The sequence below is a fragment of the Sphingomonas sp. genome (genome assembly GCF_965227385.1).
Lineage (GTDB): Bacteria > Pseudomonadota > Alphaproteobacteria > Sphingomonadales > Sphingomonadaceae > Sphingomonas.
In genome coordinates this window covers 1,576,122-1,601,537 of sequence record NZ_OZ245750.1, presented here as the reverse complement: position 1 = coordinate 1,601,537, position 25,416 = coordinate 1,576,122, and the positions used below count along the sequence as shown (strand labels likewise).

Below are 25,416 nucleotides of genomic sequence, written 5' to 3'. Positions count from 1 at the left end.
GACCGCTTTGTGGCATGATCGCGCGATGCTGATCCGCACCAAATTGGCGCCGCCGAACAGGTCGATCGACCTGCTTTCGCGCGATGCCCTGATCGATCGGATCATCGTTTCGCAGCGGCAGTTGACGGTGCTTTCGGCGCCGGCCGGCTATGGCAAGACGACGCTGCTGAGCCAGTGCCATGCGCGCTGGCGGCAGGAGGATGTGGCGGTCGCGTGGTACAGCGTCGATGACGGCAAGTTCGAGGCGGATCAGTTCTTCGCCTATCTGATGGCGGCGCTGCACCGCGCCGGCCTGCCCCTGCCTTATTCGAGCGAGGCCATCGATGCGGGCCTGCCCGGCCTAGCGGCCGAAGCGGCGGCGCGCGCGATGGTGCTGGCGCTTGAGGCCAGCGAAGAGCCGGTGCGACTGATCATCGACGATTATCACCGCATCGCTTCGCCTGCGACCAACCGTTTCCTGGATTATGTGATCGAACGCATGCCGGCCCACGCCGCGATCGTGTTGGCGCTGCGCGGTCTGCCGGAGATCGCGCTGTCGCATCTACGGGTGAGAGGCCAGCTGCTCCAGCTCGATCAGGCGGACATTCGCTTCTCGGACAGTGAAGCGCGTGCGTTCGTTGGCGCGGAATGCGCGAAGGTGGACTGGGGCGAGCTGATCGACCGGACCGAGGGATGGCCCGCCGCGCTGCAATTGCTGCGTTTGTGGCTGGCAGGCCGGGGCAATATCGAGAATCTCGACCATCTCACGCGAAGGTCGATCGATCTGGCGGACTATTTGGCCGAACAGGTGTTTTCGGGCCTGTCAGCCGACGCGCAGCAATTCCTCCTCGAAACCTCGATTGCCGAGCGGATCAGCAAGCGGCTGGGCGACGCGATCACGCAGCGCGGTGACAGCGCGGCGATGCTGGAGCAGATGCGCCGGCAGAACCTGCTGATCGCGCCGCTGGACGATGAAGGTACATGGTATCGGTTCCATCCGCTGCTGCGCGAGTTCCTGTACGACTTGCTCGCGCAGGGGAGCCGCGAGCGCTTGGATGCGCTGCATCTGCGTGCCGCCTCGTGGCTGGCGGGTGAGGGCCTGTTGCCCGAGGCGCTGACGCATTCGGCGCTGATCTCCGATCGCGCGGCGTCCCTCGGGATCATCGAGGCGGCGGGCGGCTGGCGGATCGCGATGCGCGGTGGTCTCACCTTGCTGCGCCATCTCGATGAGATCGACACGAGCGATGTCGCGGAGTTCCCGCGCGTGGCTCTGGGTCAGGCCTATTATGCCGCGCAGACTGGCCGGCTGGTCGAAGCGCGCATTCGGCTCGACATGCTGATCGCCGCTTGCCCGCTGGCCGAGGTCGAGCAGCGCGATCCGGGGTTGGCTTGCGAGATCCTGTGCAACGACCTGGTTCTGCGCATTTATGAGGACCGTGCATTCCCGGCCGAGGCGGCGGTGATTCTCGACCGCCAGCTGACAAACGACGTCCACGACCCGTCGATGCGCGTCCTGCTGCACCATCTCTCCTCGCTCGCCAGTTTCGATCGCGGCGACGACCTATGGTGCCGCGTGCATGGCGAAAAGGCCGGACGGCTCGCGCAACTGCACCAGCTGCCGTTGGTCGAGGTCTATTCCTATCAATATCTTGGCTTGTCGCACCTGCGCACCGGCCGCCGTCGTGAAGCGGAACTTTGCTTTCGGCGCAGCCTGGAGCTGGCGACGCGCCAGTTCGGCGAGGGCAGTCCGCAGGTTGCCGTGGCATTGGCCCTGCTGGCCTATACGCTGTATCTATCGGGCAATCTCTCTACCGCGACCGACCTGCTCGAAGCGGCATTGCCGGTCATCGAGGCCACCGAGGGCTGGCACGAAGTCTTCGTCGCCGCCTATGCCGCCCAGGCCTGGCCCGCGCTACGCACAGGCGATCAATCGCGCGCCGAACAGATCCTCGACCGCGGTCGGCTGACGGCAGAACGGCGCAATTTGCCGCGCCTGCGCTATCAACTCGACCTGATGCGCGCGCGCATGCTGTTGAGCGTCGGGCAGGTGAGCGCGGCCATGCTGTTGCTCGACACGCTTGGTGAGCCAAGCCCATTGATGGTGGCGCGCGATCCGCGTCTGCCGTGCGACTATCGCATCGCGATCACTGCCTGCGCGCTGCAGCAGGGGCATGCCGATCCGGCAGCGCTAGGCGAGCTGAGGGCGCAGGCGGGCGCGACTGCTTCGACCGCGCTGGCGATCGAGCTCGACATGCTGAGCGCAACCACAGCTGCCGCGCAGGGGCGCACCACCGACGCGGCGCGGGCATTCCGCGCTGCGCTGGAGGCGGCCGAGCGCGAAGGACTGATCGGCCTCGTCTCGCAGTTCGGCGCATTGCTGCCGCCGCTGTTGCAGGCGTGCGAGGCGGCACTGCACGTGTTCGAGCCGGCGCAACGCAGTGTCGTCGCGCGGTTGCGTCAGAACAGCCCGTCGGCGCGCCGCGGCGCAACTGTCGTGCCGCCTGCCGCTAGCGACATCATCGTTACCCCGCGCGAGGTGGATGTGCTGCGTGCCTTGGCGGACGGGCTGTCGAGCAAGGAAATGGCGCGGACGCTGGGAATCGCAGAGAGCACGATCAAGACGCATCGCATCAACATCTACCGCAAGCTCGACGTGGCGACACGGTCGCGAGCGATCGCGGCGGCCCGCACCCTGCGCCTGATCTGATCCGCTGGCTCCACCTTTTCGACCGATATACGCGGCGTCCCCTTCGACCGTAGCCTTCGAGAACAGGCGCACGGATCACAATCCGGCGTGACAGTCGGAGGGAGCTGCACATGAATTACCGGAAGATCCTGCTGAGCGGGGTCGCTGCGATCGCCAGCTTGAACGCAAATGCCGCGCTGGCACAGGCGGGCGAGGCCGAGGGCAACGAGATCGTCATCACCGCGCGGCAGCGGTCGGAAAGCCTGCAGAAGGTGCCGGACTCGGTCACCGCCTTTTCCGCTCAGGCGATCGAAGAGGCCGGCATCCGCAGCATCGACGATGTGACGACGCTGATCCCCAACGTCTCGCTGGTCGATGCGCAGGACGCCGGCACGGTCGCGATCAGCGTGCGCGGCATCGGCCAGGTGCGCAACGGCGAAGCGCCGGTCGCGCTGGTGATCGACGGGGTCCAGATGACTTCGACTGACATGATCAAGCAAGCGCTGTTCGACCTAGAGCAGATCGAAGTGCTCAAGGGGCCGCAGGGAGCGCTTTACGGGCGCAATGCGATCGGCGGCGCGATCAACATCACGACCAAGCGACCGACCAACGAGCTGCAGGGGCGCATCGGCGTCGATTATGCCGATGGCGACGATCGCCGGCTGTCGGGCGCGCTGAGTGGCGCGCTCGTGCCCGATCTGCTGCTGTTCCGCGTGGCCGCCGATTACCGCAAGTTCGACGGTGTGCAGCATAATGTGACGCTCGATCACAAGGTCGATTTCGTCGAGGATCTGAACCTGCGCGGGCGACTGATCCTGACACCGACCGACCGGCTGAGCTTCGACCTGCGCGGCGCCTATGGCGACCTCGATGGCGGCGCGTCCTGGTACATCCCGCTGCCGGACGGCCAGCCCAACAACACCAGCGAGCCGATCCAGAACGATTTCCTGGGGTTCAGCCCGCGCAATACCAGGGACGGCTCGCTCAAGATCGACTACCGCTTCGATCCATTCACGCTGACGTCCGTCACTGCCTACAACAAGACCGACATTGACCTCATCGAAGACCTGGACTGGACGCCCAAGTCGATCCTCGGCGCGCGACAGCTGCGGGGCTATGAGAGTTTCAGCCAGGAAATCCGGCTGGCCTCGCCCTCCGCGCAGAAGCTGCGCTGGACGGCGGGCGTGTACCTGCTCGATGCGAAGAAGCGCATCGACACCACTGTCCTGATCTCGCCCGATCCGACGGCCAGCCGCTTGCCGCCGTCCGCTTATATTCCCGTGCTGGTCGCCGCTGCGGACGAGAACATCCTGACCCGCGCCGCCTATGCGCAGCTGAACTACAGCTTGACCGACGCTCTCGAAGTGACCGCCGCGCTGCGCTACGACAATGACGAGCGCGAGCAGGTGGACCGGTTGACCGGCGGCCCACGGCGCGAGGCGAGCTTTGACGAGTGGCAGCCCAAGCTCTCGATCAAATATGATCTATCGCCGACATCGATGATCTATGCGACGGCCGCGCGCGGTTTCCGCAGCGGCGGGTTCAATCCGCCAACCGGCGTTTTCCCTGCGATTTATCGCCCGGAAGTCGCCGACACGCTGGAATTCGGCACCAAGAACAGCCTGGCGGATCGCCACATCACGCTGAACGCGGCCGCGTTCTACATGCGGTACAAGGATCAGCAGGTCTTCATCCTGAACCTCGCGGATCAAGGCATCGTCAACGTCGCCAAGACCGACATCTTCGGGTTTGAGGTGGAGGCACAGGCTCGCCCGGTGCGCGATGTGCAGATCGGCGCGTCGCTCGGCTTCATCGATACCAACATCAAGGATTTCGACGGCACGGCGCGCTTTCGCGGCAATCAGGTGCCGCTGACCTATCGCTGGTCCTATACCTTATTCGGCCAATACCGTGCGCGGCTCGGCAATGACATGTCGCTGATCGCCCGGGCGGACTATTCAGGCAAGTCCGGCAATTACTGGCACATCGACAATGCCGATCGGCAGGATCCAGTCCATCTTGTCAACGCCCGGCTGACGTTCGAGGCGCCGCGCTATTCGGTCGCGCTCTACGCCAACAACCTGTTCGACACGCGCTACACTGAGGAGTTCTTCGCCAAGGAGTTCTCAGCCGGCGCTGCCGACATCCGCTACCCGGGTCAGCCGCGTCGCTACGGCGTCGCTGCAACCTTCAACTTCTGAGGATTTGAGCCATGTCGACGCAAGTTCGCGATCTGGAAAGCATGTTTAACGGCGAGCAGGCCGCGGTCGATCTGCTCGATCGCCGCCGGCACGGGCGGGGCGTAACCTATGAGGGGCAGGACGATCAGTTCTCGCAGAACTGGTATCCGCTGTGTCGGTCGAGCGATGTCGCATCCGGCGGCGTCTTGGGGCGCAACTTCCTGGACGGTCGTGTCGCGGTCTATCGCAGCGAGGATGGCGTGGCGAACGTTGTCAGCGCCTATTGCCCGCATAATGGCGCAGATCTCTCGATCGGCAAGGTTGCGGGTGACCGGCTGGTCTGTGCCTTCCATCATTGGGAGTTCGACATGGCGGGTAAATGCGCCCGGACCGCCACCAACGATCCCGTGACCAGCGCGATGCGGGTGTTCCGCTATCCGGTGCAGGAACGCTATGGCCTGATCTGGGCGTTTAACGGCGAGGAACCGCTCTACGATCTGCCTGACCTCGGCTTTCCTGACGAGGAACTCGCCTTCCACAGCGAGATCCCACATCTCGACCTGCTAGCCGATCCGTGGGTGTTCATGTGCAACACCACCGATTTCAACCACATCAACATCGTGCACGGCATCGAGGTGGATGGTGATCCGTCGCAGGATATCGACTGGCACGACCATGGCTATAGTTACGATCTGCGCGGCCGATTCAAGGAGACCGGCGCCACGATCGAGTACAAGGTCGGTATCCACGGCAACAACATCTTCTATCAGATGGGCAGCGTGAACGGCCGCTGGTTTGCGTTTCTGTATCCCTGCGGCATCCATCGGCCAGGCACGCTGCGCAGCTATTTCGTCATCGCGACGCAGAAGTCGGACGGCACGCCGGAGGACGACAAGCGCGTGCAGGAAACGCTCGACTTTGCGCAGGCGCTGGAAATCTCGGTCGTCGATCAGGACGTCGAGATCCTGAACACCATCCGCTTCACGCGCGGCATGTTCACGCGCGGCGACAAGGCGCTCGGCAGGTTCGTCGATTACCTCAAAACCTTTCCGCGCGCCCATCCCGGCGCCGACTATATCCGTTGAAGGGACTGGCCATGCTGTGGGTGGAGGTCGCACATCGTATTGAGGCACCGGCGGAACGGGCGTGGGAATTCGTCGGCGACTTCGCGGGCGACGTGCTGACGCGCGGCTATGTCGCGAGGGTGGAAACCGTCGGTCGGGGCATAGGGGGGCGGCGCACCTATCATCTCGACCCTGCGATCGGCGGGGGATCGGTGGTCGAGCGGCTGATTGAGCTCGACGAGATCGAGCGGGTCATCGGCTATGACATGGTCGATTATGGCCCGCTGCCTTGGGCAGATTATGGCGGCCGGATTACGGTTACGCCCGCCGGGCCGGATGCCTGCATGGTCGTCCTGCGGACGCACTTCCTGCCGCTCGATCCAGACCAGGGTGAGGAGCTGCGCCGGCTGTCGAGCGGCAATATCGATATGTATTTCGATAATCTTCGCGAAGTCCTGCGGCTTTAATTAGGCACCGACTTAGAGGGCCGTACGTGTGGCAGTGACGATCTCGCCATACAATGGCCCATGCCATTGCGCGCAAGCTGCGGCCGCGGCAGTGATGTCCGCTTCCGGCATGCAGATTCTGTGAAGCGGACGGGCAGCAACCGGCCCAATAGCGGCTATGCGCGTTTGCGGAACTTTGCCTTGATCACCGCTCCGCCAACACGAAGCTGGTCGAGATAATCTGACCACCACTGCGCCATCCGCACCCTCTCCGCCCAATGAGCGCCGCGATGGTAAGCCGCGCGCACCTTGTCCTTCTGGCCATGGGCCAAAGCGCGCTCGATGGCGTCGGGATGCCAGAGCCCGGATTCATTGAGTAGGGTGCTGGCCATCGCTCGGAACCCATGGCTGGTCATTTCGTCGTGCTCGAACCCCAGGCGGCGCAGCGCGACGTTCAGAGTGTTGTCTGAAAGGGGCCGCTTGGTTGTGTGAAGCGCTGGGAACAAAAACTCGCTTTCGCGAGCAAGCGAACGGAGATCCTGAAGGAGATATAGCACCTGTCGAGATAGCGGCACCGCATGTGCCTGTTTCATCTTCATCCGCTCGGCCGGGACGCGCCAAACCTTCTCTGCGAAATCGATCTCGCTCCACTTCGCTTGCCTCAATTCACCCGGCCGCAGAAACACGTGAGGCGCTATCCTCAACGCATGGAGGGTCTCGGGTCGACCTTGATAGCCATCGATCGCGCGAAGCAATTCGCCCACCTTCTTTGGCTCGACAATCGCGGCATGGTGTTTGACGCGCGGGACTGTCAGCGCCCCGCGCAAAATGTCCGCCGGATTGCGCTCAGTACGCAGCGTAGCGAAACCGTAGCGGAAGACACGGCCCGCGAACGATCGTAGCCTGAGCGCTGTTTCATGATGCCCGCGACGCTCGACACGCTTCAGCACGTCGAGAAGCTCATGAGGCGTTACCGAGGCAATTGGACGCTTGGCGATGCCTGCCAGGAGCTCGAGGAACCAGCGGGCCTTTTTGAGGGTCGCCGGTGACTTTCCCTCCCGCTCCATCTTTTGAATATATTCCTCGGCCACGGGCCCGAAGGTCGTTTGGGCCGCCAGCTCGGCCTTCAGCCGACGCTGCCGCTTCTCCTCAACGGGGTCGATGCCGTCGTCCAGCTCGGCCTTTGCTTCATCGCGCTTTCGACGGGCCTGGGGCAAGGAGACATCGGGGAAACTTCCCAGCGAGAGCTTCCGCTCGATGCCGCAGCATCGGTAGCGGAAGCGCCAAAGCAGAGCTCCCGATGGCTGCACCAGCAAATACAAACCATCGGCATCGGCAACTTTATATGGACGCTCAGCCGGTTTGAGCGATCGAATCTGCATCACCGTAAGCATGGGGCCACGCCTCCTGCATCGTTCGTGGCCCCATGATTCGTGGCCCCTTTTGAGTGGGCCACGGCGGAACATAATGAGATTTCATGGGACCGCCGAAAGCCATTTTACCGCAGATTTCTGCGGTTTTCTAGCCTTGTTCACGGTATGGACTGGTGCCGCTTACAGGACTCGAACCTGTGACCCCCGCATTACGAATGCGATGCTCTACCAACTGAGCTAAAGCGGCGTACCCGGTGCGTGCCACCGGGGAAGGTGGCGGCGCTTATCAGCCTTGTTCGTGGCTGACAAGCGTTGCCGAAGCGTTGTCGGCGCGGGATTTGCCGAACCGGCGCCTTTACGCAGTGTTTACCACATGCGGCGCAAAGTCGATCCGGAGCAGGGGCCGTTGCCCTTGTGTGGAGCATGCGCATGGACACCGCCCGCGGCCTCGATGACCGTCCCGACACCGATCATGACGATACCGGCGTGACCGATTCGGCGCATGACGCGCATCGCCTGTCGATCGGCTCCGACGAGCGCCGCATGCATGTGCGCGCCTATAATCACTGGGTTTCGCTGCTGCAGGGCCGGGCCTATCCGTCGATCGAGGACCTCGATCCCGGCAATATCGCCGATTTCGGCCCGCACAGCGTGCTGCTCGATTTCAGCCAGGGGGTCGAGAACCCGGCGATTCGCTATCTGGGCGGTTCGCTGCGGGAGGAATGCGGGGTTACCAGCGACATTACCCATGTCGGCGAAGTGCCCAGCCGCTCGCTGCTGTCGCGGCTGACCGACCATTATCTGCAGATCATTGCCAACCGCGCCCCGATCGGTTTCGAAGCCGAGTTCGTGGGCCAGCGCGGACACAATACGCTGTATCGCGGCATTCTGATGCCCTTCTCGTCCGACGAGGACACGATCGATTTCATCTATGGCGTGATCAACTGGAAAGAGCTGGTCGACGCCGAGACGCAGGCGCGGCTGGAGCGCGAGGTCGAGGAGGCGCGTCGCACCGCCCCGACCCCGCTCGCCGCCGCCCCGGTCTGGGCCGATGGTCCGAGTGGCGGGTTCGAGCCAGCCGCGTCGGCAACCGACCATGCGCTCGACACGGTCGATCTGGCTGCCCCCGTATCGCTCGCCGACCGGCTGCTGATCGCGCGCGAAACGGCCGCCGCCGCGCGCGCCGCCGACACGCGCAGCCGCGCGTCGCTGTACCGGGCCCTGTCGCGCGCGTACGACTTCGCCCGCGCGTCGGAACGCCATGCCGAGGATTATGCCGAATTGCTCGCCGATGCGGGCATTACCGTACAGGCCCGCGCGCCGATGACCGCGGCGGCAAAGCTTGTCTTCGGGGCCGATTACGACAAGACCCGGCTGACCGAATTCGCCGCGGTGATGAGCCATGCGCGGCGCCACGACATTGCCAAAGCCGGGCTCGACGCCTTTATCAGTGCAGCCGACGGCGGCATCAAGGGGATCGTCAAGGCGGAGCGCGCACTGCGCAAGCCGGCGCCCCAACCGGATCTGTTCGATCAGGTCCGCGCCGAACTGCGCGTACGTCCCCCGATTGCGCACGTGTCGCTGGCTGCCGGTGCGCAGGAGTTCGTCCTGCTCCTGGCGCGCGCGGGTGCCGATGGCGAGCTCGACATCGTCGCGCGGATCGAGGACGACGACGCCCTCGCCCAACGCGCGCTGCGCAAGGCCGCCGCATGAACGCCTGATCCTTCACGAAGCCTTCTCCCAGGCTGCGCGCGAACTGGTCCAGAACACCGGTTTGCGCGCATTTTTTTGTGCTCCGATATCGCTATCCGGGCAATTTAGTCTCAAATGTTACTGTGCAGTGCAGCAAGCCTTGAGCCGCGCGCGCTGCGGGCGCATAGCGCCAAATTATGAGCAAGACGCCGATCAAGTCGCTCGCCGAGGCCGTTAACGCGCGCCTCACCGATGGGGCCCTGCCGGGGGAGCTGGAGGGGTTCGACGACACCGCCCGCGCCGCGGCCGCAAGGTTCGTGGCGGAGGCCGCGGCGACGCGCGCGCCCGGCATGCCGGGGATCGCGCTCGAAACCGGGCTGGGTGACGACAGCCGCGCGATGCGGCTGGCGGTGGTCAATGACGACATGCCGTTCCTGGTCGATTCGATCGCGGCGACCATCGCCGCGCACGATATCGCGATCCGGCGCATCATCCATCCGGTCGTCGCGGTCGAGCGCGCGGGCGATGGCACGCTCGCCGGCATCGGCAGCGGCGGCTCGCGCGAATCGATGATCTATCTTGAGCTGGAGCGCGCCGACGCGCGGGACCGCACGGGCCTGGTCCGCGATCTCGAGCGCAATCTGGGTCATGTCCGTGCCGCCGTGACCGACTGGACCGAGCTGCGCCGCGCGATGAGCGACGATGCCAGCCGCATCGCCGACACCGAGGGTGCCGCGCTGCTGCGCTGGTTCCAGGGCGGCAGCATGACGTTGATCGGCCACGAAAACTGGCATCGCGATGGCACGGTGACCGATGCGGCGGGCATTTGCCGCATGGAACTCGACACGCCGTTGCTCGCCGATGCGTCGCGCCAGCTGGCGATAGAATGGTTCGAACAGGGTGGCCAGCCGCCGCTGCTGCTCAAGTCCAATTCGATCTCGACCGTACATCGCCGCGCGCCGCTCGACCTGGTGCTCGTGCCGCTGCGGGATGGGCCGCGGGTGACCGGCCTGTCGATCCATGCCGGGCTGTGGACCAGCGCCGCGCTGCATTCGACCCCGGATGAGGTACCGATGCTGCGCGCGCGCATCGCCGCACTGGAAAGCAAGTTCGGTTTCGACCCGCGCGGCCATACCGGCAAGGCGCTGGCGCATGCGCTGAGCGGCCTGCCGCACGACCTGACCACGGCCTTCCCGGCGGAGGCGCTGGAGCAGATCGCCCTGACCGCGATGTCGGTGACCGATCGCCCGCGGCCCAAGCTGGTTCTGATCCGCAGCGCGCTGGGCCGCCATCTCTTCGCATTCGTGTGGTTGCCGCGCGACGACGTGTCGACCGGTCGCCGCGTCGCCATCGGCGAGCTGCTGGAGCAGCGTGCCAACGCCTCCTTGCTCAGCTGGTCGATCGCGCTGGAGGATGGTCCGGTCGCCCTGCTGCGCTACACGCTCGACCTGCGCGGCGAGGGGCGCATGCCCGACGCGGCCATGCTGGACGGCGAACTTGAGCGGATGGTGCGCGGCTGGCTGCCGGCGATCGAACACGCCCTGCGCGAGGATGGGCTGGCGCCGTCGCGCGCGGCGCGGCTCGCCCTGCGCTACGCCCCCTGTTTCCCGTTCGCCTATCGCAACGGAAATGCCCCGGACGAGGCCGCGCGCGACATCGTGCGCATCGCCGGGCTGAGCGGTGCCCAGGCGCGCTCGGTGCGCATCTATCCGCACGACGGCAAGCTGCGGATCAAGCTCTATCGCCTCGGCGGGCCGCTGCCGCTGTCCGACGCCGTGCCGGTATTCGAGAATTTCGGGTTCCGCGTGATCGAGGAAGTGCCGACTGCGCTGGCAGGCGATGCGGATGGGTATATCCATGATTTCGAGGTCGAGCTGCCGGGCGGCGGCGCGCTCAAGGGCGAGACCGGGATCGTCGAGGACGCAATTGCGGCCGTGCTCGAACTGCGCGCGGAAAATGACGCGTTCAACCGGCTGATCGTCGAAGCGGGGCTTGCGCCGGCTTCGGTCGTGCTTCTGCGCGCGTGGTTCCGCTATCTGCGCCAGACCGGCCTCAGCTATGGTCTTGTCACCGTGGTCGAAGCGCTGCGCCGCGCGCCGGCCGTCGCCACGGCGTTGGTCGACCGCTTCGCCGCCGCGCATGATCCGGCACGCATCAAGGACAGCGCGGCGGCCATCGCCGCCGCCGACGCCGCGATCGCCGCCGGCCTGGATGCGGTCAGCGCGATCGACGACGACCGCATCCTGCGCGCGATTGCAGGGGTGATCCGCGCGACGCTGCGCACCAATGCCTATGCCCCCGCCGCTGCCGAAGCGCTGGCGTTCAAGCTGGACAGCAGCCGCGTGCCGAACCTGCCCGCACCGCTGCCGTGGCGCGAAATCTGGGTGTACAGCCCGCGGGTCGAGGGCATTCACTTGCGCGCCGGCCCGGTCGCGCGCGGCGGGCTGCGCTGGTCCGACCGACGCGACGATTTCCGCACCGAAATCCTTGGCCTGATGAAGGCGCAGCGGGTGAAGAACGCCGTGATCGTGCCCACCGGCGCGAAGGGCGGATTCTATCCCAAGCAGCTCCCCTCCCCCACCATCGACCGGGATGCCTGGTTCGAGGAGGGCAAGGAAAGCTATCGCATCTTCATCCGCACGCTGTTGTCGATCACCGACAATATCGTGACCGGTACGGTGGTGCATCCCGACGGCGTCGTGATCCATGACGGCGAAGACCCCTATTTTGTGGTTGCCGCCGACAAGGGCACGGCGACGTTCAGCGACGTCGCCAACGCGATCGCGATCGAACGCGGTTTCTGGCTGGGCGATGCCTTCGCCAGCGGCGGATCGGTCGGCTATGACCACAAGGCCATGGGCATCACCGCCAAGGGCGCGTGGATCAGCGTCCAGCGCCACTTCCTGGAGATGGGCACCGACGTCCAGACGCAGAGCATCCGCGTCGCGGGCTGCGGCGACATGTCGGGCGACGTGTTCGGGAACGGCATGCTGCTGTCGAAGGCGATCAAGCTGGTCGCGGCGTTTGACCATCGCCACATCTTCCTCGACCCCGATCCCGATCCGGCGGCAAGCTGGGCGGAACGGCAGCGGATGTTCGACCTGCCCCGGTCGAGCTGGGCGGATTATGATCCGGCACTGATCTCTACCGGCGGCGGCGTGTTCGCGCGATCGGAAAAGTCGATTCGGCTGACGCCGGAAGTCCGCGCGGCATTGGGCATCGAGGCCGAAGAGATGGAGCCCAATGCGCTCATCTCCGCCATCCTCAAGGCGCCGGTCGACCTGATCTGGTTCGGCGGCATCGGCACCTATGTGAAAGCCGCAGCCGAAGCGCATATCGAGGTCGGCGATCCCGCCAATGACCGCCTGCGCGTGAATGCCGAGGAGTTGCGCGCGCGCGCCATCGGCGAAGGCGCGAATCTGGGCGTCACGCAGGCGGCGCGTATCGCCTTTTCGATGCGCGGCGGGCGGATCAATACCGACTTCATCGACAATTCGGCGGGCGTCGATTGTTCGGACAACGAGGTCAACATCAAGATCGCGCTCAATCGCGAGGTGATCGAGGGCCGCCTTGAGATGGGCGACCGCAACGATCTGCTGGCGTCGATGACCGACGATGTCGCGCATCTGGTGCTGGAGGATAACCGACTGCAGACGCTGGCGCTGTCGTTCCTGGAGAATGACGGCCCGGTCGCGGTGCCGAGCTTCGTGCGATTGACCGAAATCCTCGAGGCCGGCGGCCGACTCGACCGCGCGGTCGAGGGGCTGGCGACCAACGAGGAATATCTGCGCCGGGCGCAGGACGGCGCGGGGCTGACCCGGCCCGAGCTGGCGGTGCTGCTCGCCACGTCGAAGCTCGCGCTGCAGGACGCGGTCGAGACGGGAGGGCTGGGCCTCGACCCGGCGCTGGAGCCGGACCTGATCGCCGCCTTCCCGCCCGCGATGCGCGAGACGTTCAAGACCGCGATCCTCGAGCACCGCCTGCGCGGCGAGATCGTCGCGACCAAGCTCGCCAACCGCGTCGTCAATCGCCTCGGCGTGCTGCACCCGTTTGAACTGGCCGAGGAAGAAGGCGCATCGCTGCGCGACATCGCGATGATGTTCGTGGTGACCGAGCGATTGTTCGGTCTTCAGCCCCTGTGGGAGGAAATCGAGACTGCGGCGATGAGCGAGAGCGCGCGCATCGCGGTGCTCGACGAGGTGGCGGTCGCCACCCGGTCGCAGATCGCCGACCTGTTGCGCGTGTGCCGTCCGGGCGAGGACATCGGCGCAGTGCTCGCGCGGCTGAAGCCGGGCATCGACAGTCTCGACCGCCAGGCCAAGACGCTGCTCAAGGAAGAGGCGCTGGCACAGTCGGGCCGCATCGCCGCGCAGCTGGAGGCGGCGGGCGCACCGGCTGAGCTGGTCGCGAAGATCGTGCGCATCTTCGAACTCGACGGCGCGGTGGGGCTGGCCGATCTGGGCCAGCGACGCGGCATCGGCGAGACAGAACTGACCCATGCCTTCACCCATCTTGGGCAGGCACTGGGGCTTGACTGGGCGCAGGCCAACGCGGCGCGCATCGTCGCTGGCGATCCGTGGGAGCGGTTGTTGATCGCGGGCCTGGCGCGCGACTTCCAGCAGTTGCGCCTTGAGTTCATTGCGCGCGGAACCGGCAAGGATCCGTACGCCGAGGTCGATACGTGGCTGGCCGAACATGCCGCGCGGGTCGGCCAGTTCGTGACGCTGGTCGAGCGGGCGAAGAAGGCCCCGGCCCCGAACGCCGCGATGCTCGCGCAGATTGCCGGGCAGGCCCGGGTGCTGCTGGGGCGGTGAAATCGGGGGTGGGCGAGATCATGCGACATGTGTGACCTTGCCCCCTTCCTCTTGATGGCCGCCCCGCCATTGTAACCAAATAGGCTTCTTGTAGGAAAGTGGCGGTCTGAAAGCCGCAGATTTCTGCGGTTTCTGGGCTCATGCTAAATAGCGGCCGGGCGGAAACAGACCGGTGTCCGGCCAACGAGGCCTGGGATGCGGAACCAGGCAAAGCGAACATGTCGCGTGAAAGCGCGCCGTGGATCAGATTACGCATGCGACAAATGTCCCGCGCGAATGTCCCAAAGGTTGTTTCCCACGATTCCTCCCCTGCGGTGCTAGGGAGGAATGGGCAGCGTCGACCCGAAAACTGCCACAACCCCGCATTGTAATTGCGAATCACTCTCGCTAATGCTGCGAACGAATCGCAATTAGGCCTTCTCATTCGATGCACGGAACGACCACGACCGCGCGTGCCAAGCGCAGCCGCAAGGCCTTTTGGCTGAAGCAGCTGCATACCTGGCACTGGATCAGTTCGGCGGTGAGCCTGGTCGGCCTGTTGCTGTTCGCGATCACCGGGTTCACGCTCAATCACGCCGCCGAGATCGAAGGATCGCCGCAGACGGTGGAGCGTGCGGCGCAGCTGCCCGCGCCGCTGCTGCCCGCGATCAAGCCCGACGACGCCGCCGATAGCAAGAAGCCGCTGCCCGCCCCGGTCGCAGAGTGGGTCGAGGGCAATCTGGACATCAAGCATGCGCGCGGCGATGCCGAATGGTCTGCGGACGAGATCTATCTCGCCCTCCCCCGCCCCGGCGGCGATGGCTGGGTCGCGATCGACCGCGCGAGCGGCGCGGTGACCACGGAAAGCACCAGTCGCGGCTGGATCGCCTGGCTCAACGACCTGCACAAGGGCCGCAACAGCGGCACGGTGTGGAAGTGGTTCATCGACATCTTCGTGCTCGCCTGCATCGTGTTTTCGCTGACCGGGCTGGTCCTTTTGCAGATGCATTCCAAGAATCGCCCGAGCACCTGGCCGCTCGTCGGGGCGGGCCTGGTCATCCCCGCGATCCTCGCGATCTTCTTCATTCATATCTAAAGGGAGCCGCCTTCCATGCAGTTTCGCGTAACCGGATTGACCGCCACCGCGCTGGGCGCGGGCCTGTTCGCGCCGGGGATGGCGGCCGCGCAGACGCTGGACGTCTCGGTCACGATCCCGCGCCTGACGGTGGCCGAATATCACCGGCCCTATGTCGCGATCTGGATCGAGAAGGAGGGCGGGCCGGCCCAGACGCTGTCGGTTTGGTATGATGTCGACCTCAAGAACAATGAGGGCACCAAGTGGCTGCGCGACGTCCGCCAATGGTGGCGCGCATCGGGCCGCACGATGCGCTTTCCCGCCGCCGGGGTGACCGGCGCGACCAAGGCTCCGGGCACGCACAAGGTGAGCTTCAAGCCGCAGCTGGGGGCGGGCAACTACACACTGGTGGTCGAGGCCGCGCGCGAAGTTGGCGGGCGCGAGCTGGTCCGCATCCCCTTCTCCCTGCCCAGGGGCGGCACCGCGCGCGCCAGCGGCAAGGCCGAGCTGGGCGCAGTGACTCTGACCGTTAAGCGTTGAATCGAGGGGACATTATCATGAAGCTTCGCAATCTGTTGATCGCCACCGCCGTTGCAGCGGTCGCCCTTCCCGCCAGCGTCCAGGCGCACCGCCAGTGGATGCTGCCGTCGATGACTGTCGTTTCGGGCGAAGGCGCAGATGTGTGGGTCACGGTCGACGCCGCCGTGTCCAACGACCTGTTCTATTTCGAGCATCAGCCACTGCGCGCCGATATCGCGGTGATGCTGCCCGACGGCACGCCGGGTGAGGTCAAGAACAAGGCGACCGGGCGCTATCGCACCACGCTCGACGTGCAGATCCAGCAGCGCGGCACCTACAAGATCTATTACGCCAGCGAGGGCGTGATGGGATCGTACAAGCTGAATGGCGAAGAGGTCCGCATCCCCCGCGGCACCACCGCCGACAAGCTGGCCAGCGTGATCCCGGCGGGTGCGACCGATGTGCGCACGACCGTCGCCAGCAACCGCAACGAGATTTTCGTGACCGCGGGCGAGCCGACCTCCACCGTGTTCAAGCCGGTCGGCAAGGGCATCGAACTAATGCCGGTGACGCACCCCAACGACCTGGTGATGGGCGAGGATGCGACCTTCCAGTTCCTGCTCGACGGCAAGCCCGCAGCTGGCCTCGCGGTCACGGTGATCCCCGGCGGCATCCGCTATCGCGACCAACTGCATCAGCAGGATCTGAAGACCGGCGCAGATGGCAAGGTGACGATCAAGTGGACCGATCCGGGCATGACCTGGATCAACGTGACAACCCCGCGCGCCAGCGGCGAAGAGGGCGCGCCGCCCGCCCCCGGCGCGCGCCGGGCAAGCTATGTCACGACGGTCGAGGTGATGGCGCCCTGACGCCCGAACCCCGCATCGCTATTCCCGCGACATTGTCGCCCGCTGCCTTTCACCGGCGGCGGGCGCATGCGGTTGTAGAACGGTTTGGCGGGGAGACGATGGGGACGCGCTGGTCGGCGGCGATTGTCGCGCCACCGCCGGGCGTGGCGGCGGCGATCGAGGGTGTGCTGGCAGAGGTCATCGCCCAGATGAGCCATTGGGAGCCGGCGTCGCAGCTCAGCCGGATCAACGCCGCCGCGCCGGGCGGGTGGCACGGCATCGCGCCGGAATTCGTGCAGGTGATGGCCGTCGCGCTGGATATCGCGGCGCGTTCGGACGGGGCGTTCGATCCGGCGATGGGGGCGCTGGTCGACCTGTGGGGCTTTGGCCCGCCGGGGCCGCGTGGCCATGTGCCTGAGGCCCGCGAGATCGATGCCGCGCGGGTTACGGTCGGATTGGGTGCGATCGAGCTCGACGCGCCGCTGCTCCGCCTGCGCCGCACGCGCGCCGCGCGGCTCGACCTGTCGGGGATCGCAAAGGGCTATGCCGTCGATGCGGTGGCGGCGCGGTTGCGCGCGATGGGCTGCACCGACTTTCTGGTCGAGATTGGCGGCGAGCTGGCCGGCGCAGGGATCCAGCCCGATGGGCAGCCCTGGTGGGTCGATGTGGAGGCACCGCCGGGCATGGCGCTCGCCCCGCTGCGGATCGCGCTGCACGATGTGGCGGTTGCGACCTCGGGCGATTACCGTCGTGCCTCCGTCGCCGGAAGCCATAGCATCGACCCGCGCACCGGCCGCCCGATCGCGCACGGCACCGCGAGCGTGACCGTGATCCACGCCGATTGCTGTCATGCCGATGCCTGGGCGAGCGCGCTGACGGTGCTGGAGCCGGACGCGGCGAAGGCGCTGGCCGAGCGCGAGGGGCTGGCGGTGCAGCTGGTGGCACGGGGTAATGGGGAGTGGTTGTCGAGCGCGTTGCGGGCGATGCTGAACTAGCTCAGGCGTCCGCCCAACGCCGCAGGAGATTGTGGTACACCCCGGTCAGCTCGATCACGCTGCGGTCGGTACCGCCGAGTTGCCCGGTCAGCCGCTGGACGCTCTGGTCAAGGTCGAACAGGATGCGGCGTGCGCCGTCGTCGCGGATCATCGACTGAATCCAGAAGAAGGAGGCGACGCGGCGGCCGCGCGTTACCGGCTCGACCTTGTGCAAGCTCGACGAGGGGTAGAGCACGGCATGGCCGGCGGGCAGCTTGACCCGCTGCACCCCGAACTGGTCCTCGATCACCAGCTCGCCGCCGTCATAGGCCGCCGGGTCTTCGAGAAACACGGTCATCGACAGGTCGCTGCGGATGCGGAATTCGGACCCGCGCTGGATGCGGATGGCATTGTCGACATGGATGTCGAACGTCTGGCCCTCGCCATAGCGGTTGAACAGCGGCGGATAGACTTTGAGCGGAAGCGCGGCGGCGAAGAATAGGGGCGACTTGCCGAGCGCGTCCAGCACCATCCGGCCGGCCTGATGCGCGGCTTCGCTCGCTTCGGGCAGCTGTTCGTTGTTCTTGGCGAGCGCCGACTGGTGGCCAGAGGTGGCGTTGCCGTCCTGCCACGGCCCGTCGTCGATGATCCGGCGCAGCGAGGCCACGCCCAGAGGATCGAGCAGGTCGGGAATCGCGATCAGCATGATGGGTTCTTTACTTTGGTTTCAGCGAAGCTGAAACGGTTGCCGCACCGGCCCACTCCCCCACCCGGCCACCCATCTAGAATACGCTGTTTGGGTGGTCGGGTGGGGGAGTGGGCCGGTGCGGCTTCAGCAAAGCTGAAACAAGAAAAGGGGGTCGGAGCGGATGGAAGCCGGGGGACAGGGATGGCCCCCACCCGCTCCTCCCCCTTTAGCCCTTAGAAGCGGTAGCCGAGCGTCAGCACCGCCGCGCGCTTTTCGCCCGCGGTTGCCCAGCCGACGGTGGTGCCGGCATTGGCGCGTACGCGGGTGAAATAATCTGCGTCGGTGACATTCTTGACGTTGAGCTGCGCGGTGAAATTCTCGCCGATGTCATAGGCGAGGAAGGCGTTGTGGACCCAATAGTCCGCGACGCGGTAGATCTGCGTCACCGTATCGGTCGGCAGGTTAAGCGCGAAATCGCCCTGATAGGTGACGCCATAGCCGATGCGCAGCCCGAACGGCAGCTTGTAGGTGGTGAACAGGCTGCCCGAATGGGTCGGGGTGTTCTGGAGCGCCGCCCCCACTGCCGGATCCGTCGCCGCGCCGTCCGCCGCATTCTGCAGGATCTTGCTGTCGAGATACGTATAGTTGGCGGTGATCGACCAGGCGTCGCTGATCTGCCCGGTGGCACCAAGCGCGATGCCGTTGACACGCGAGCGGCCATCGAGCTGCTGTTCGGGAATTTGCGGATCGACCGACGCGACCTTGTACTGATCCCGCTCGTTGCGGAACGCGGCGACGGTCAGCAACAGGTCGCCGCCCATCAGTTCGGCCTTGGCGCCGATCTCGTAATTGAGCGCGCTTTCGGGTTTCACGTTGCAGGTCGCGGCGGTGCAGGAGCCGTTGACCGAGGTCTTGGACGGCGTCTTCGAATTGCCATAGGCGGCGTAGAGGCTCACCTCCGGCACCGGCTTGTAGACCAGGCCGACGCGATAGCTGAACAGATTGTCGCTATTGTCGAAGCGCTCGCCCGGCGTCACCTGCCCCAAGTTGCTGCCCGAGGATGCCACCGTATCCGCGCGATACCAGCCGCTGTTATGCTCGTACCGGACGCCGCCGTTCAGCTCCAGCTGGTCGGAAAAGGCGATGGTGTCGAACAGATAGACCGCGACATTCTCCAACTCGCCATGCTGGTGCTGGGTCGGGATGAAGTTGATCGGGCCGGTATAGACGTTGCTGCCATAGGTGAAGCCCGCCGGACCCGCGACGACGTTGTTCGGATCGGCGATGCTGATCAGCGGCCAGCCGGCGGCATTCGGATTGCTGCCATCGGCGTTGCGCAGCGAGTTGCCGGTGCGCAGGAAATATTTCTCCCATGCCGCCGAGAAGCCGAGCACCAGAGTATGCGAAACCCCGCCGGTTCCGAATTCGGCGCGCAGATCGGTCTGGGTATAGCCGAGCTGGTTGCGCGAATCGCGCGTGTTGCCGCGCGGACCGCCGGGCACATAATAGCCGGGATTGGCGCAGGCCGCGCCGAGCGGGGTCAGGCCGGTCGAGAGGCAGAAGGTCCCCTGGGGCGGCGCGACGCGAATGAACTGGCGCACATCCTGCCACCGCGTCAGATTGCGGATGCTGAGCGACTTGCTGAATTCATGTTCGAAGATCGCCGTCGCCTGATCGACATTGGTCTTCTGGATATCGACGTTGCGGTATCCGAAATAGTCGCTGGCATCGACTTCGGGGATCAGCCCGCCCGAACCGACATAATAGGGCACGCCATATTGCGGGATGTTGGTGTCCTGCTGATGGAGGTATTTCAGCGTCAGGCTGGTCGGGCCGCCGATGCCCAGCGTGACGGAGGGCGCGATGCCCCAGCGTTCGTAATTCTCGACGTCGCGGCCGGGAATGTCGTTCTGATGCACCATCGCGTTGAGGCGAACGGCGACGAACTCGCTGGTGCGGACATTGGCGTCGAGCGTGCCGCGATAATAGTCGTCGGTGCCGATGCCGCCATTGACCACGACCTGGGTGCGCTCGAGCGGTCGCTTGGTCACGATGTTGATCGATCCGCCGACCGAACCGGCGCCGCCATAGACCGAATTGGCACCGTTCACGACCTCGACCTGCTCCAGGTCGAAATTGTCGGTGCGGCTATATTGCGCGCTGTCGCGGACGCCATCGACGGTGATGTCGGTGTTGGCCGAATAGCCGCGCAGGCTGATCGAATCGCCATAGCCGCCGCCGCCTTCGCCAGCGCCGAAGGTGATGCCCGGCACGGTCGAAAGCACGTCGCGCAGGGTGAGCAGATTCTGCTCCTCGATCGTCTTGGCGGTCAGGATCGTCACCGTCTGCGGCGTGTCGCGGACCGGGCGCGTCGCCTTGGGGCTTTCCTGTTCCGACTTCACTTCCTTGCCGGTAACGACGACGTCGGCGCGATCCTGCTCGGCGACCGGATCAGCCGGATCGGCTGCGTAAGCTGGTGCCGATGCGACGAAGCCGACTGCGGCGAGCGCCAGGAATGCGGGCGCGGCGCGGTGGCCGCCCGACGAGATGCGAGACATGGAAACCCCCTTCGATTGTCGTTGGGGGCCCTCTATTGAGAGTCGTTCGCACTGTCAACACTAATGCGAATCGTTTTCATTATTGTCGCAACTTTGTCGCAATATCCGCTGCATCAGCGAGGAGCCAGCTGCGCAAGGCACTTGCCAGATTGGGGGGATCGTCGGTCTGAATGCGCAGATGATCGACCTGTGCGACCAACGCGCTGAGCGGGAGGCCGCGCGCTGCCGCAGCGGCTTCCAGTGCCTCCCAGAACACCGGCTCAAGACTGATCGAGGTCGGGTGCGCGGCGATCGTCATCGATCGCTTGACCGGCGGGTGGAAGCCGCCGGGCGGCGGCGCGATGCCGCCAGGAGCGTCAGGCATCGAGGTCGAACAGCGACGCCAGCTGTTCGATCATCGTGCCGGCCAGCTGGTCGACATCCATGATCGTCACCGCGCGGCTGTAATAACGCGTCACGTCATGGCCGATGCCGATCGCGACCAGCCCGACCGGCGAACGGCTTTCGATCCACCCGATTACCTGGCGCAGATGCCGCTCCAGATACGATCCACTGTTCACGCTCAGCGTCGAATCATCGACCGGCGCACCGTCGCTGATCACCATCAGGATCTTGCGATCCTCCGGCCGCGCGATCAGCCGCTGGTGCGCCCAGAGCAGCGCCTCGCCGTCGATATTCTCCTTGAGCAACCCTTCGCGCATCATCAGCCCGAGCGACTTCTTGGCGCGGCGCCACGGCTCGTCGGCCTGTTTGTAGACGATGTGGCGCACGTCGTTGAGGCGACCGGGCTGCGCGGGACGGCCCTCCGCCAGCCATTTCTCCCGCGACTGGCCGCCCTTCCACGCGCGGGTGGTGAAGCCGAGGATCTCGGTCTTCACTCCCACGCGCTCCAGCGTGCGGGCGAGGATGTCGGCGCTGATCGCGGCGATGCTGATCGGCCGGCCGCGCATCGACCCGCTATTGTCGATCAGCAGCGTGACCACCGTGTCCTTGAACTCGGCCTCCTTCTCGACCTTGTAGGACAGCGACTGCATCGGGTTGACGATCACCCGCGCCAGCCGGGCGGCGTCGAGCAGCCCTTCGTCCTGATCGAAGTCCCAGCTGCGGTTCTGCTGCGCCATCAAGCGGCGCTGGAGCCGGTTGGCAAGCTTGGTCACCACGCCCTGCAAGTTCGACAATTGCGTGTCGAGATAGGCGCGCAGGCGCGTCAGCTCTTCATCGTCGCACAGGTCGGTGGCGGCAATCACCTCGTCATATTGATGGGTGTAGGCGCCATATTCGAACTGCGGCGGCAGATCGGACCAGGGGCGGTTGGGGCGGACGGGCATCATGCCCTCGTCGCCCGGGTCGCCGGGCTCGCCCTCGCCTTCCTCGAACTCGCCCTGTTCCTGCTCGGTCTCCGGGCCTTCTTCGCCCTCGCCCTCGCGCTGTTCGCCGCGCGCGTCGATCTCGCTCTCGCCAGTATCGCCAGCCTCGTCGCCCGCGTCCGCCTCGCTCTCGTCGGCTTCGTCGGTACCCTCGTCCTCGCCGCCGCCGTCTTCCGATTCTTCGGGGACCAGATCGCCCTCGGTCAGCTCAAGATCGGCGAGCAGATTGCCGACCAGCCGCGCGAACGCGGCCTGATCGTCGATCGCCAGCGCCAGCGCGTCGAGATCCGCCCCGCCCTTGTCCTCGATCCAGTCGCGCACCAGCCCGAGGCCGAGCGCCGCCGCCGCCGGTGCCTCACGCCCGGTCAGCCGTTCGCGCACCAGCAGCTGCACCGCGGTCGACAGCGGCACCTCGTCGCGCGTCCGCGCCCGGCTGATCGGGTCGGAGCGCATCTTCATCTCAAGCGCATGGTCGAGATTGTCGGCGATTCCCGCATAGCCGCGCGATCCCAGCGCCTCGACCCGCGCGGTTTCGACCGCGTCGAACACCGCGCGCGCCACCGGTTCCTTGGGCGCTGCCTTCAGATGCGTGGCGGCATCGTGCAGCCGCAGCCGCAGCGCATAGCTATCGGCAAAGCCGCGCGCCTCGGCCACCTGTTCCGGCGGCAGGTTGCGGCCCGGCATCGGCACCTTGATGTGCCGACCCGACTGCGCCGGCGCGTCGGCGCTGAAGGCAAGTTCCAGCTCCGCCTCATGCGACAATGCCCGCGCGGTTCCGGCAAGGACGGACTTGAACTGATCGAGGGGAGAGTCGCTGGCCATGCCCCGTCCATGCGCAATGCGGCCGCGCGACACAAGCGTCCTGCTGGACAGGTCGCGCAAGGAGATTTTCCCGTCCAAGCGCCCGCCCTCATGCGTACGGCCTATAACAATGGAAACGGCGCCCTTTACCAACCTCGGCACCATGTATTTCGGGAGACCCGGTTTGTCCTTTGCATCCGCCAAAGGCGGCCCGTCGGCCGCCAGCGTGAAGACCTATTTCGATCGCCTGCCCGTCGCGGGCAAGCTGGTCGCGCTCTGCGCCGGCGCGATCAGCGTGCTGCTCGCGATCGGCTTCACGATCGTCACGCTCCAGGCGTCGTCCGTCGTCGGACGGGGGTCGAGCGATACGGCGGAAGCAACGGCGGAACGCTATGCCAGCGGCATCGCGACCGATGTGAACGGGATCGTCGGCGCGTCGCATGCGATGGCGCGGTCGATCTCGACCGATCTGACCACGACCGGCTTCGCCCCCGACCGCACGGTGGCCCAGCTGCGCGGTTTTCTCGACGCCGCGCCGACGGTGCTTGGGGCCTGGTCGATCCTGGAGCCGGAATATCATCGCCCCGAACTGGCAGGCAGCGCCAATTACAATGTCGCCGGTGGCTTTGCCCCCTATCTGACCCGCGACAAGAGCGGCAAGATCAACCAGCAGAATGCCAGCCCGCCCGAAGACTGGCAGAAGGACTATTATGCCGGGGGCCTGAAGCGCGCCGCCGGTCGCCTCAGCATCCCGTACAGCTATCCCGTCGATGGTAAGAACGTGCTGATGTTCAGCATCACCTTCCCGTTGCGGCGCGGCGATCAGGTGGTTGGCGTGTCGGGGTTCGACATCAGCCTGGACGACCTGTCCGCCGGCCTGATGCAGCAGAGGCCGCTGGGGTCGGGCCGGGTCCGCCTGATCGCGCAGGACGGCAACTGGATCGCGCACGAAAACCCCGAAATGCGGATGAAGCCCTATGACGAGGATCAGAAGGAGCTGATCGACGCCGTCATCAAGACCGGCACAGCGCAGCGCTTCACGCATGTCGCAGCCGATGGCGCTCAATGGATGCGCTTCGCTGTCCCGGTGTCGATCGACGGCATCGCCGATCGCTGGGCGGTCGTCGTCGACATTCCGCAGGCGGCGATCACCGCGCCGGCCAATGCGCTGACCTGGATGCTGGTGGTGATCGGCGTCATATTGGTTGCCGGCGCGCTGGCCGCCCTGTGGCTCGCCTCGAAGCGGGTAGTCGGGCTACCGCTCGGCCGCCTGTCCGATACGGTCGACCGCCTCGCCAAGGGGGAAGACCTCGCCGTTGGCGAAACCGATCGCATCGACGAGATCGGGACGCTCGCCCGCGCCGCCGACGTCTTCCGCCTCGCCGCCGCCGAGCGCGAGCGCGAACAGGCCCGCACCGCCGAGGAGCAGCGCCATGTCACCGCCGCGATCGGGACCGGCCTTGCCGCACTGCGCGAGGGTAAGCTGACCGCGCGGATCGATGCCGAGTTCCCGCCTGCCTATGCGCAGCTGAAGACCGATTTCAACGCGACCGCGACGACGCTGCGCGACCTGATCGCGGCTGTCGTCGAACGGTCGGAGAGCATCCAGACCGGATCGAGCGAAATCGCCCGAGCCGCACAGGACCTTGCGAGCCGCAGCGAGAGCAGCGCTGCGAGCCTGGAACAGACCTCCGCCGCCCTGTCGCAGATCGACGACCGGCTGCGCGCCAGCGCGGCCTCAGCCGACGAAACGCTGAACTGCGCAAAGCGCGCGAATGCCAGCGTGACGGGCGGCCGCGATGTCGCTTCGGGCGCGGTGGCGGCGATGCACCGGGTGTCCGAATGCGCCAAGGGCATCGACGACGTCATCGAGGGGCTGGACAAGATCGCGTTCCAGACGCGCGTCCTTGCGATGAACGCAGCGGTCGAAGCCGGCCGTGCGGGCGAGGCCGGCCGCGGCTTCGCCGTTGTCGCCGACCTCGTCTCTGCCCTCGCGATGCGCGCGGAAGAAGAAGCGAAGCGCGCCCGCGACCAGCTGACCGTGACTCAGGAGGAGGTCGGCAATGCGGTCGGCGCCGTCGGCAGCGTCGATGGCGCGCTGGTCCAGATCGCCGACATGTTCGGCCAGGTCGATACGCTGGTCAGTTCGCTGGTCGAGGACAACCGCGTCCAGGCGATGTCGATCTCCGAAATCGTGATCGCGGTCAGCGGCATGGACACGACGACCCAGCAGAATGCCGCGATGGTCGAGGAAACCTCCGCCGCCGCGCAGCAGCTGCGCAACGAGGCGACCGAACTCGCCGGCCGCGCCGCGCAGTTCGACATCGACGGGACGCCGCAACGCCGGAGCTACGCCGTAGCGGCGTGAGCCAA

Annotated in this window: 16 protein-coding genes and 1 tRNA gene; 11 read left to right on the top strand and 6 right to left on the bottom strand. The window is 65.9% G+C overall.

Going from position 1 to position 25,416, the window contains the following annotated elements; genetic code table 11:
• Positions 1 to 25 precede the first annotated feature (25 nt).
• From ACO05N_RS07605 to ACO05N_RS07590, 4 genes are all read left to right on the top strand, one after another.
• Positions 26 to 2,686, top strand: coding sequence for a LuxR C-terminal-related transcriptional regulator (locus ACO05N_RS07605; RefSeq protein WP_422056558.1), 2,661 nt, complete (start codon positions 26 to 28; stop codon positions 2,684 to 2,686).
• Positions 2,687 to 2,796: 110 nt separating this feature from the next.
• Complete coding sequence (locus ACO05N_RS07600) at positions 2,797 to 4,866, top strand: TonB-dependent receptor (protein ID WP_422055166.1); 2,070 nt, start codon at positions 2,797 to 2,799, stop codon at positions 4,864 to 4,866.
• Positions 4,867 to 4,877: 11 nt separating this feature from the next.
• Entirely contained in the window at positions 4,878 to 5,930 is a 1,053-nt protein-coding gene (locus tag ACO05N_RS07595) for a Rieske 2Fe-2S domain-containing protein (protein WP_422056557.1), read from the top strand.
• A complete protein-coding gene (locus ACO05N_RS07590; protein WP_422056556.1) occupies positions 5,927 to 6,376 on the top strand; it encodes an SRPBCC family protein in 450 nt (149 codons plus the stop codon). Before ACO05N_RS07595 ends, ACO05N_RS07590 begins: the two co-directional genes overlap by 4 nt.
• A gap of 155 nt (positions 6,377 to 6,531) precedes the next feature.
• Here ACO05N_RS07590 and ACO05N_RS07585 read toward each other — a convergent pair whose 3' ends face one another.
• Both ACO05N_RS07585 and ACO05N_RS07580 read right to left on the bottom strand, forming a co-directional pair.
• Positions 6,532 to 7,749: a tyrosine-type recombinase/integrase gene (locus ACO05N_RS07585; RefSeq protein WP_422056555.1), complete on the bottom strand. Its 1,218-nt coding sequence runs from the start codon at positions 7,747 to 7,749 to the stop codon at positions 6,532 to 6,534.
• A 150-nt stretch (positions 7,750 to 7,899) separates the two neighbouring features.
• Positions 7,900 to 7,975 (bottom strand) — tRNA-Thr (locus ACO05N_RS07580).
• A gap of 182 nt (positions 7,976 to 8,157) precedes the next feature.
• On the opposite strand from ACO05N_RS07580, the gene ACO05N_RS07575 reads away from it, so the two are divergent.
• The 6 genes from ACO05N_RS07575 (at position 8,158) to ACO05N_RS07550 (ending at position 17,650) form a co-directional block, all read left to right on the top strand.
• On the top strand, positions 8,158 to 9,441 hold the full coding sequence (locus ACO05N_RS07575) for a PAS domain-containing protein (RefSeq protein WP_422056554.1): 1,284 nt from the start codon (positions 8,158 to 8,160) through the stop codon (positions 9,439 to 9,441).
• A 176-nt stretch (positions 9,442 to 9,617) separates the two neighbouring features.
• Entirely contained in the window at positions 9,618 to 14,234 is a 4,617-nt protein-coding gene (locus ACO05N_RS07570; protein ID WP_422056553.1) for an NAD-glutamate dehydrogenase, read from the top strand.
• 427 nt (positions 14,235 to 14,661) lie between these two features.
• On the top strand, positions 14,662 to 15,309 hold the full coding sequence (locus ACO05N_RS07565) for a PepSY-associated TM helix domain-containing protein (RefSeq protein WP_422056552.1): 648 nt from the start codon (positions 14,662 to 14,664) through the stop codon (positions 15,307 to 15,309).
• Positions 15,310 to 15,324: 15 nt separating this feature from the next.
• Positions 15,325 to 15,828: a DUF2271 domain-containing protein gene (locus ACO05N_RS07560; RefSeq protein WP_422056551.1), complete on the top strand. Its 504-nt coding sequence runs from the start codon at positions 15,325 to 15,327 to the stop codon at positions 15,826 to 15,828.
• Between the two features lie 17 nt (positions 15,829 to 15,845).
• Complete coding sequence (locus tag ACO05N_RS07555; RefSeq protein WP_422056550.1) at positions 15,846 to 16,676, top strand: DUF4198 domain-containing protein; 831 nt, start codon at positions 15,846 to 15,848, stop codon at positions 16,674 to 16,676.
• A gap of 98 nt (positions 16,677 to 16,774) precedes the next feature.
• Positions 16,775 to 17,650: an FAD:protein FMN transferase gene (locus ACO05N_RS07550; protein WP_422056549.1), complete on the top strand. Its 876-nt coding sequence runs from the start codon at positions 16,775 to 16,777 to the stop codon at positions 17,648 to 17,650.
• A 1-nt stretch (position 17,651) separates the two neighbouring features.
• Here ACO05N_RS07550 and ACO05N_RS07545 read toward each other — a convergent pair whose 3' ends face one another.
• The 4 genes from ACO05N_RS07545 to cobT all read right to left on the bottom strand — a co-directional run bounded on the left by ACO05N_RS07545 (position 17,652) and on the right by cobT (position 23,064).
• Positions 17,652 to 18,335 carry a Fe2+-dependent dioxygenase gene (locus tag ACO05N_RS07545; protein ID WP_422056548.1) on the bottom strand — a complete coding sequence of 228 codons (684 nt, stop codon included), beginning with the start codon at positions 18,333 to 18,335 and terminating at the stop codon, positions 17,652 to 17,654.
• A 215-nt stretch (positions 18,336 to 18,550) separates the two neighbouring features.
• A complete protein-coding gene (locus ACO05N_RS07540; protein WP_422056547.1) occupies positions 18,551 to 20,875 on the bottom strand; it encodes a TonB-dependent receptor in 2,325 nt (774 codons plus the stop codon).
• 79 nt (positions 20,876 to 20,954) lie between these two features.
• Positions 20,955 to 21,239 carry a ribbon-helix-helix domain-containing protein gene (locus ACO05N_RS07535; protein WP_422056546.1) on the bottom strand — a complete coding sequence of 95 codons (285 nt, stop codon included), beginning with the start codon at positions 21,237 to 21,239 and terminating at the stop codon, positions 20,955 to 20,957.
• Entirely contained in the window at positions 21,232 to 23,064 is a 1,833-nt protein-coding gene (gene cobT / locus ACO05N_RS07530; RefSeq protein ID WP_422056545.1) for a cobaltochelatase subunit CobT, read from the bottom strand. The genes ACO05N_RS07535 and cobT overlap by 8 nt, the downstream gene beginning before the upstream one ends.
• Positions 23,065 to 23,269: 205 nt before the next feature.
• Between cobT and ACO05N_RS07525 the strand changes: the two genes are divergently transcribed.
• Entirely contained in the window at positions 23,270 to 25,411 is a 2,142-nt protein-coding gene (locus ACO05N_RS07525; RefSeq protein WP_422056544.1) for a methyl-accepting chemotaxis protein, read from the top strand.
• Positions 25,412 to 25,416: the final 5 nt, after the last annotated feature.

Excerpts from the sequence above, each read along its gene's own strand:
- ACO05N_RS07585 (WP_422056555.1), bottom strand. The coding sequence starts at position 7,749 with ATGCTTACGGTGATGCAGATTCGATCGCTCAAACCGGCTGAGCGTCCA.
- ACO05N_RS07565 (WP_422056552.1), top strand. The coding sequence starts at position 14,662 with ATGCACGGAACGACCACGACCGCGCGTGCCAAGCGCAGCCGCAAGGCC.
- ACO05N_RS07540 (WP_422056547.1), bottom strand. The coding sequence starts at position 20,875 with ATGTCTCGCATCTCGTCGGGCGGCCACCGCGCCGCGCCCGCATTCCTG.
- ACO05N_RS07535 (WP_422056546.1), bottom strand. The coding sequence starts at position 21,239 with ATGCCTGACGCTCCTGGCGGCATCGCGCCGCCGCCCGGCGGCTTCCAC.
- ACO05N_RS07570 (WP_422056553.1), top strand. The coding sequence starts at position 9,618 with ATGAGCAAGACGCCGATCAAGTCGCTCGCCGAGGCCGTTAACGCGCGC.
- ACO05N_RS07555 (WP_422056550.1), top strand. The coding sequence starts at position 15,846 with ATGAAGCTTCGCAATCTGTTGATCGCCACCGCCGTTGCAGCGGTCGCC.
- ACO05N_RS07605 (WP_422056558.1), top strand. The coding sequence starts at position 26 with ATGCTGATCCGCACCAAATTGGCGCCGCCGAACAGGTCGATCGACCTG.
- ACO05N_RS07560 (WP_422056551.1), top strand. The coding sequence starts at position 15,325 with ATGCAGTTTCGCGTAACCGGATTGACCGCCACCGCGCTGGGCGCGGGC.
- ACO05N_RS07550 (WP_422056549.1), top strand. The coding sequence starts at position 16,775 with ATGGGGACGCGCTGGTCGGCGGCGATTGTCGCGCCACCGCCGGGCGTG.
- ACO05N_RS07575 (WP_422056554.1), top strand. The coding sequence starts at position 8,158 with ATGGACACCGCCCGCGGCCTCGATGACCGTCCCGACACCGATCATGAC.
- ACO05N_RS07595 (WP_422056557.1), top strand. The coding sequence starts at position 4,878 with ATGTCGACGCAAGTTCGCGATCTGGAAAGCATGTTTAACGGCGAGCAG.
- cobT (WP_422056545.1), bottom strand. The coding sequence starts at position 23,064 with ATGGCCAGCGACTCTCCCCTCGATCAGTTCAAGTCCGTCCTTGCCGGA.
- ACO05N_RS07600 (WP_422055166.1), top strand. The coding sequence starts at position 2,797 with ATGAATTACCGGAAGATCCTGCTGAGCGGGGTCGCTGCGATCGCCAGC.
- ACO05N_RS07545 (WP_422056548.1), bottom strand. The coding sequence starts at position 18,335 with ATGCTGATCGCGATTCCCGACCTGCTCGATCCTCTGGGCGTGGCCTCG.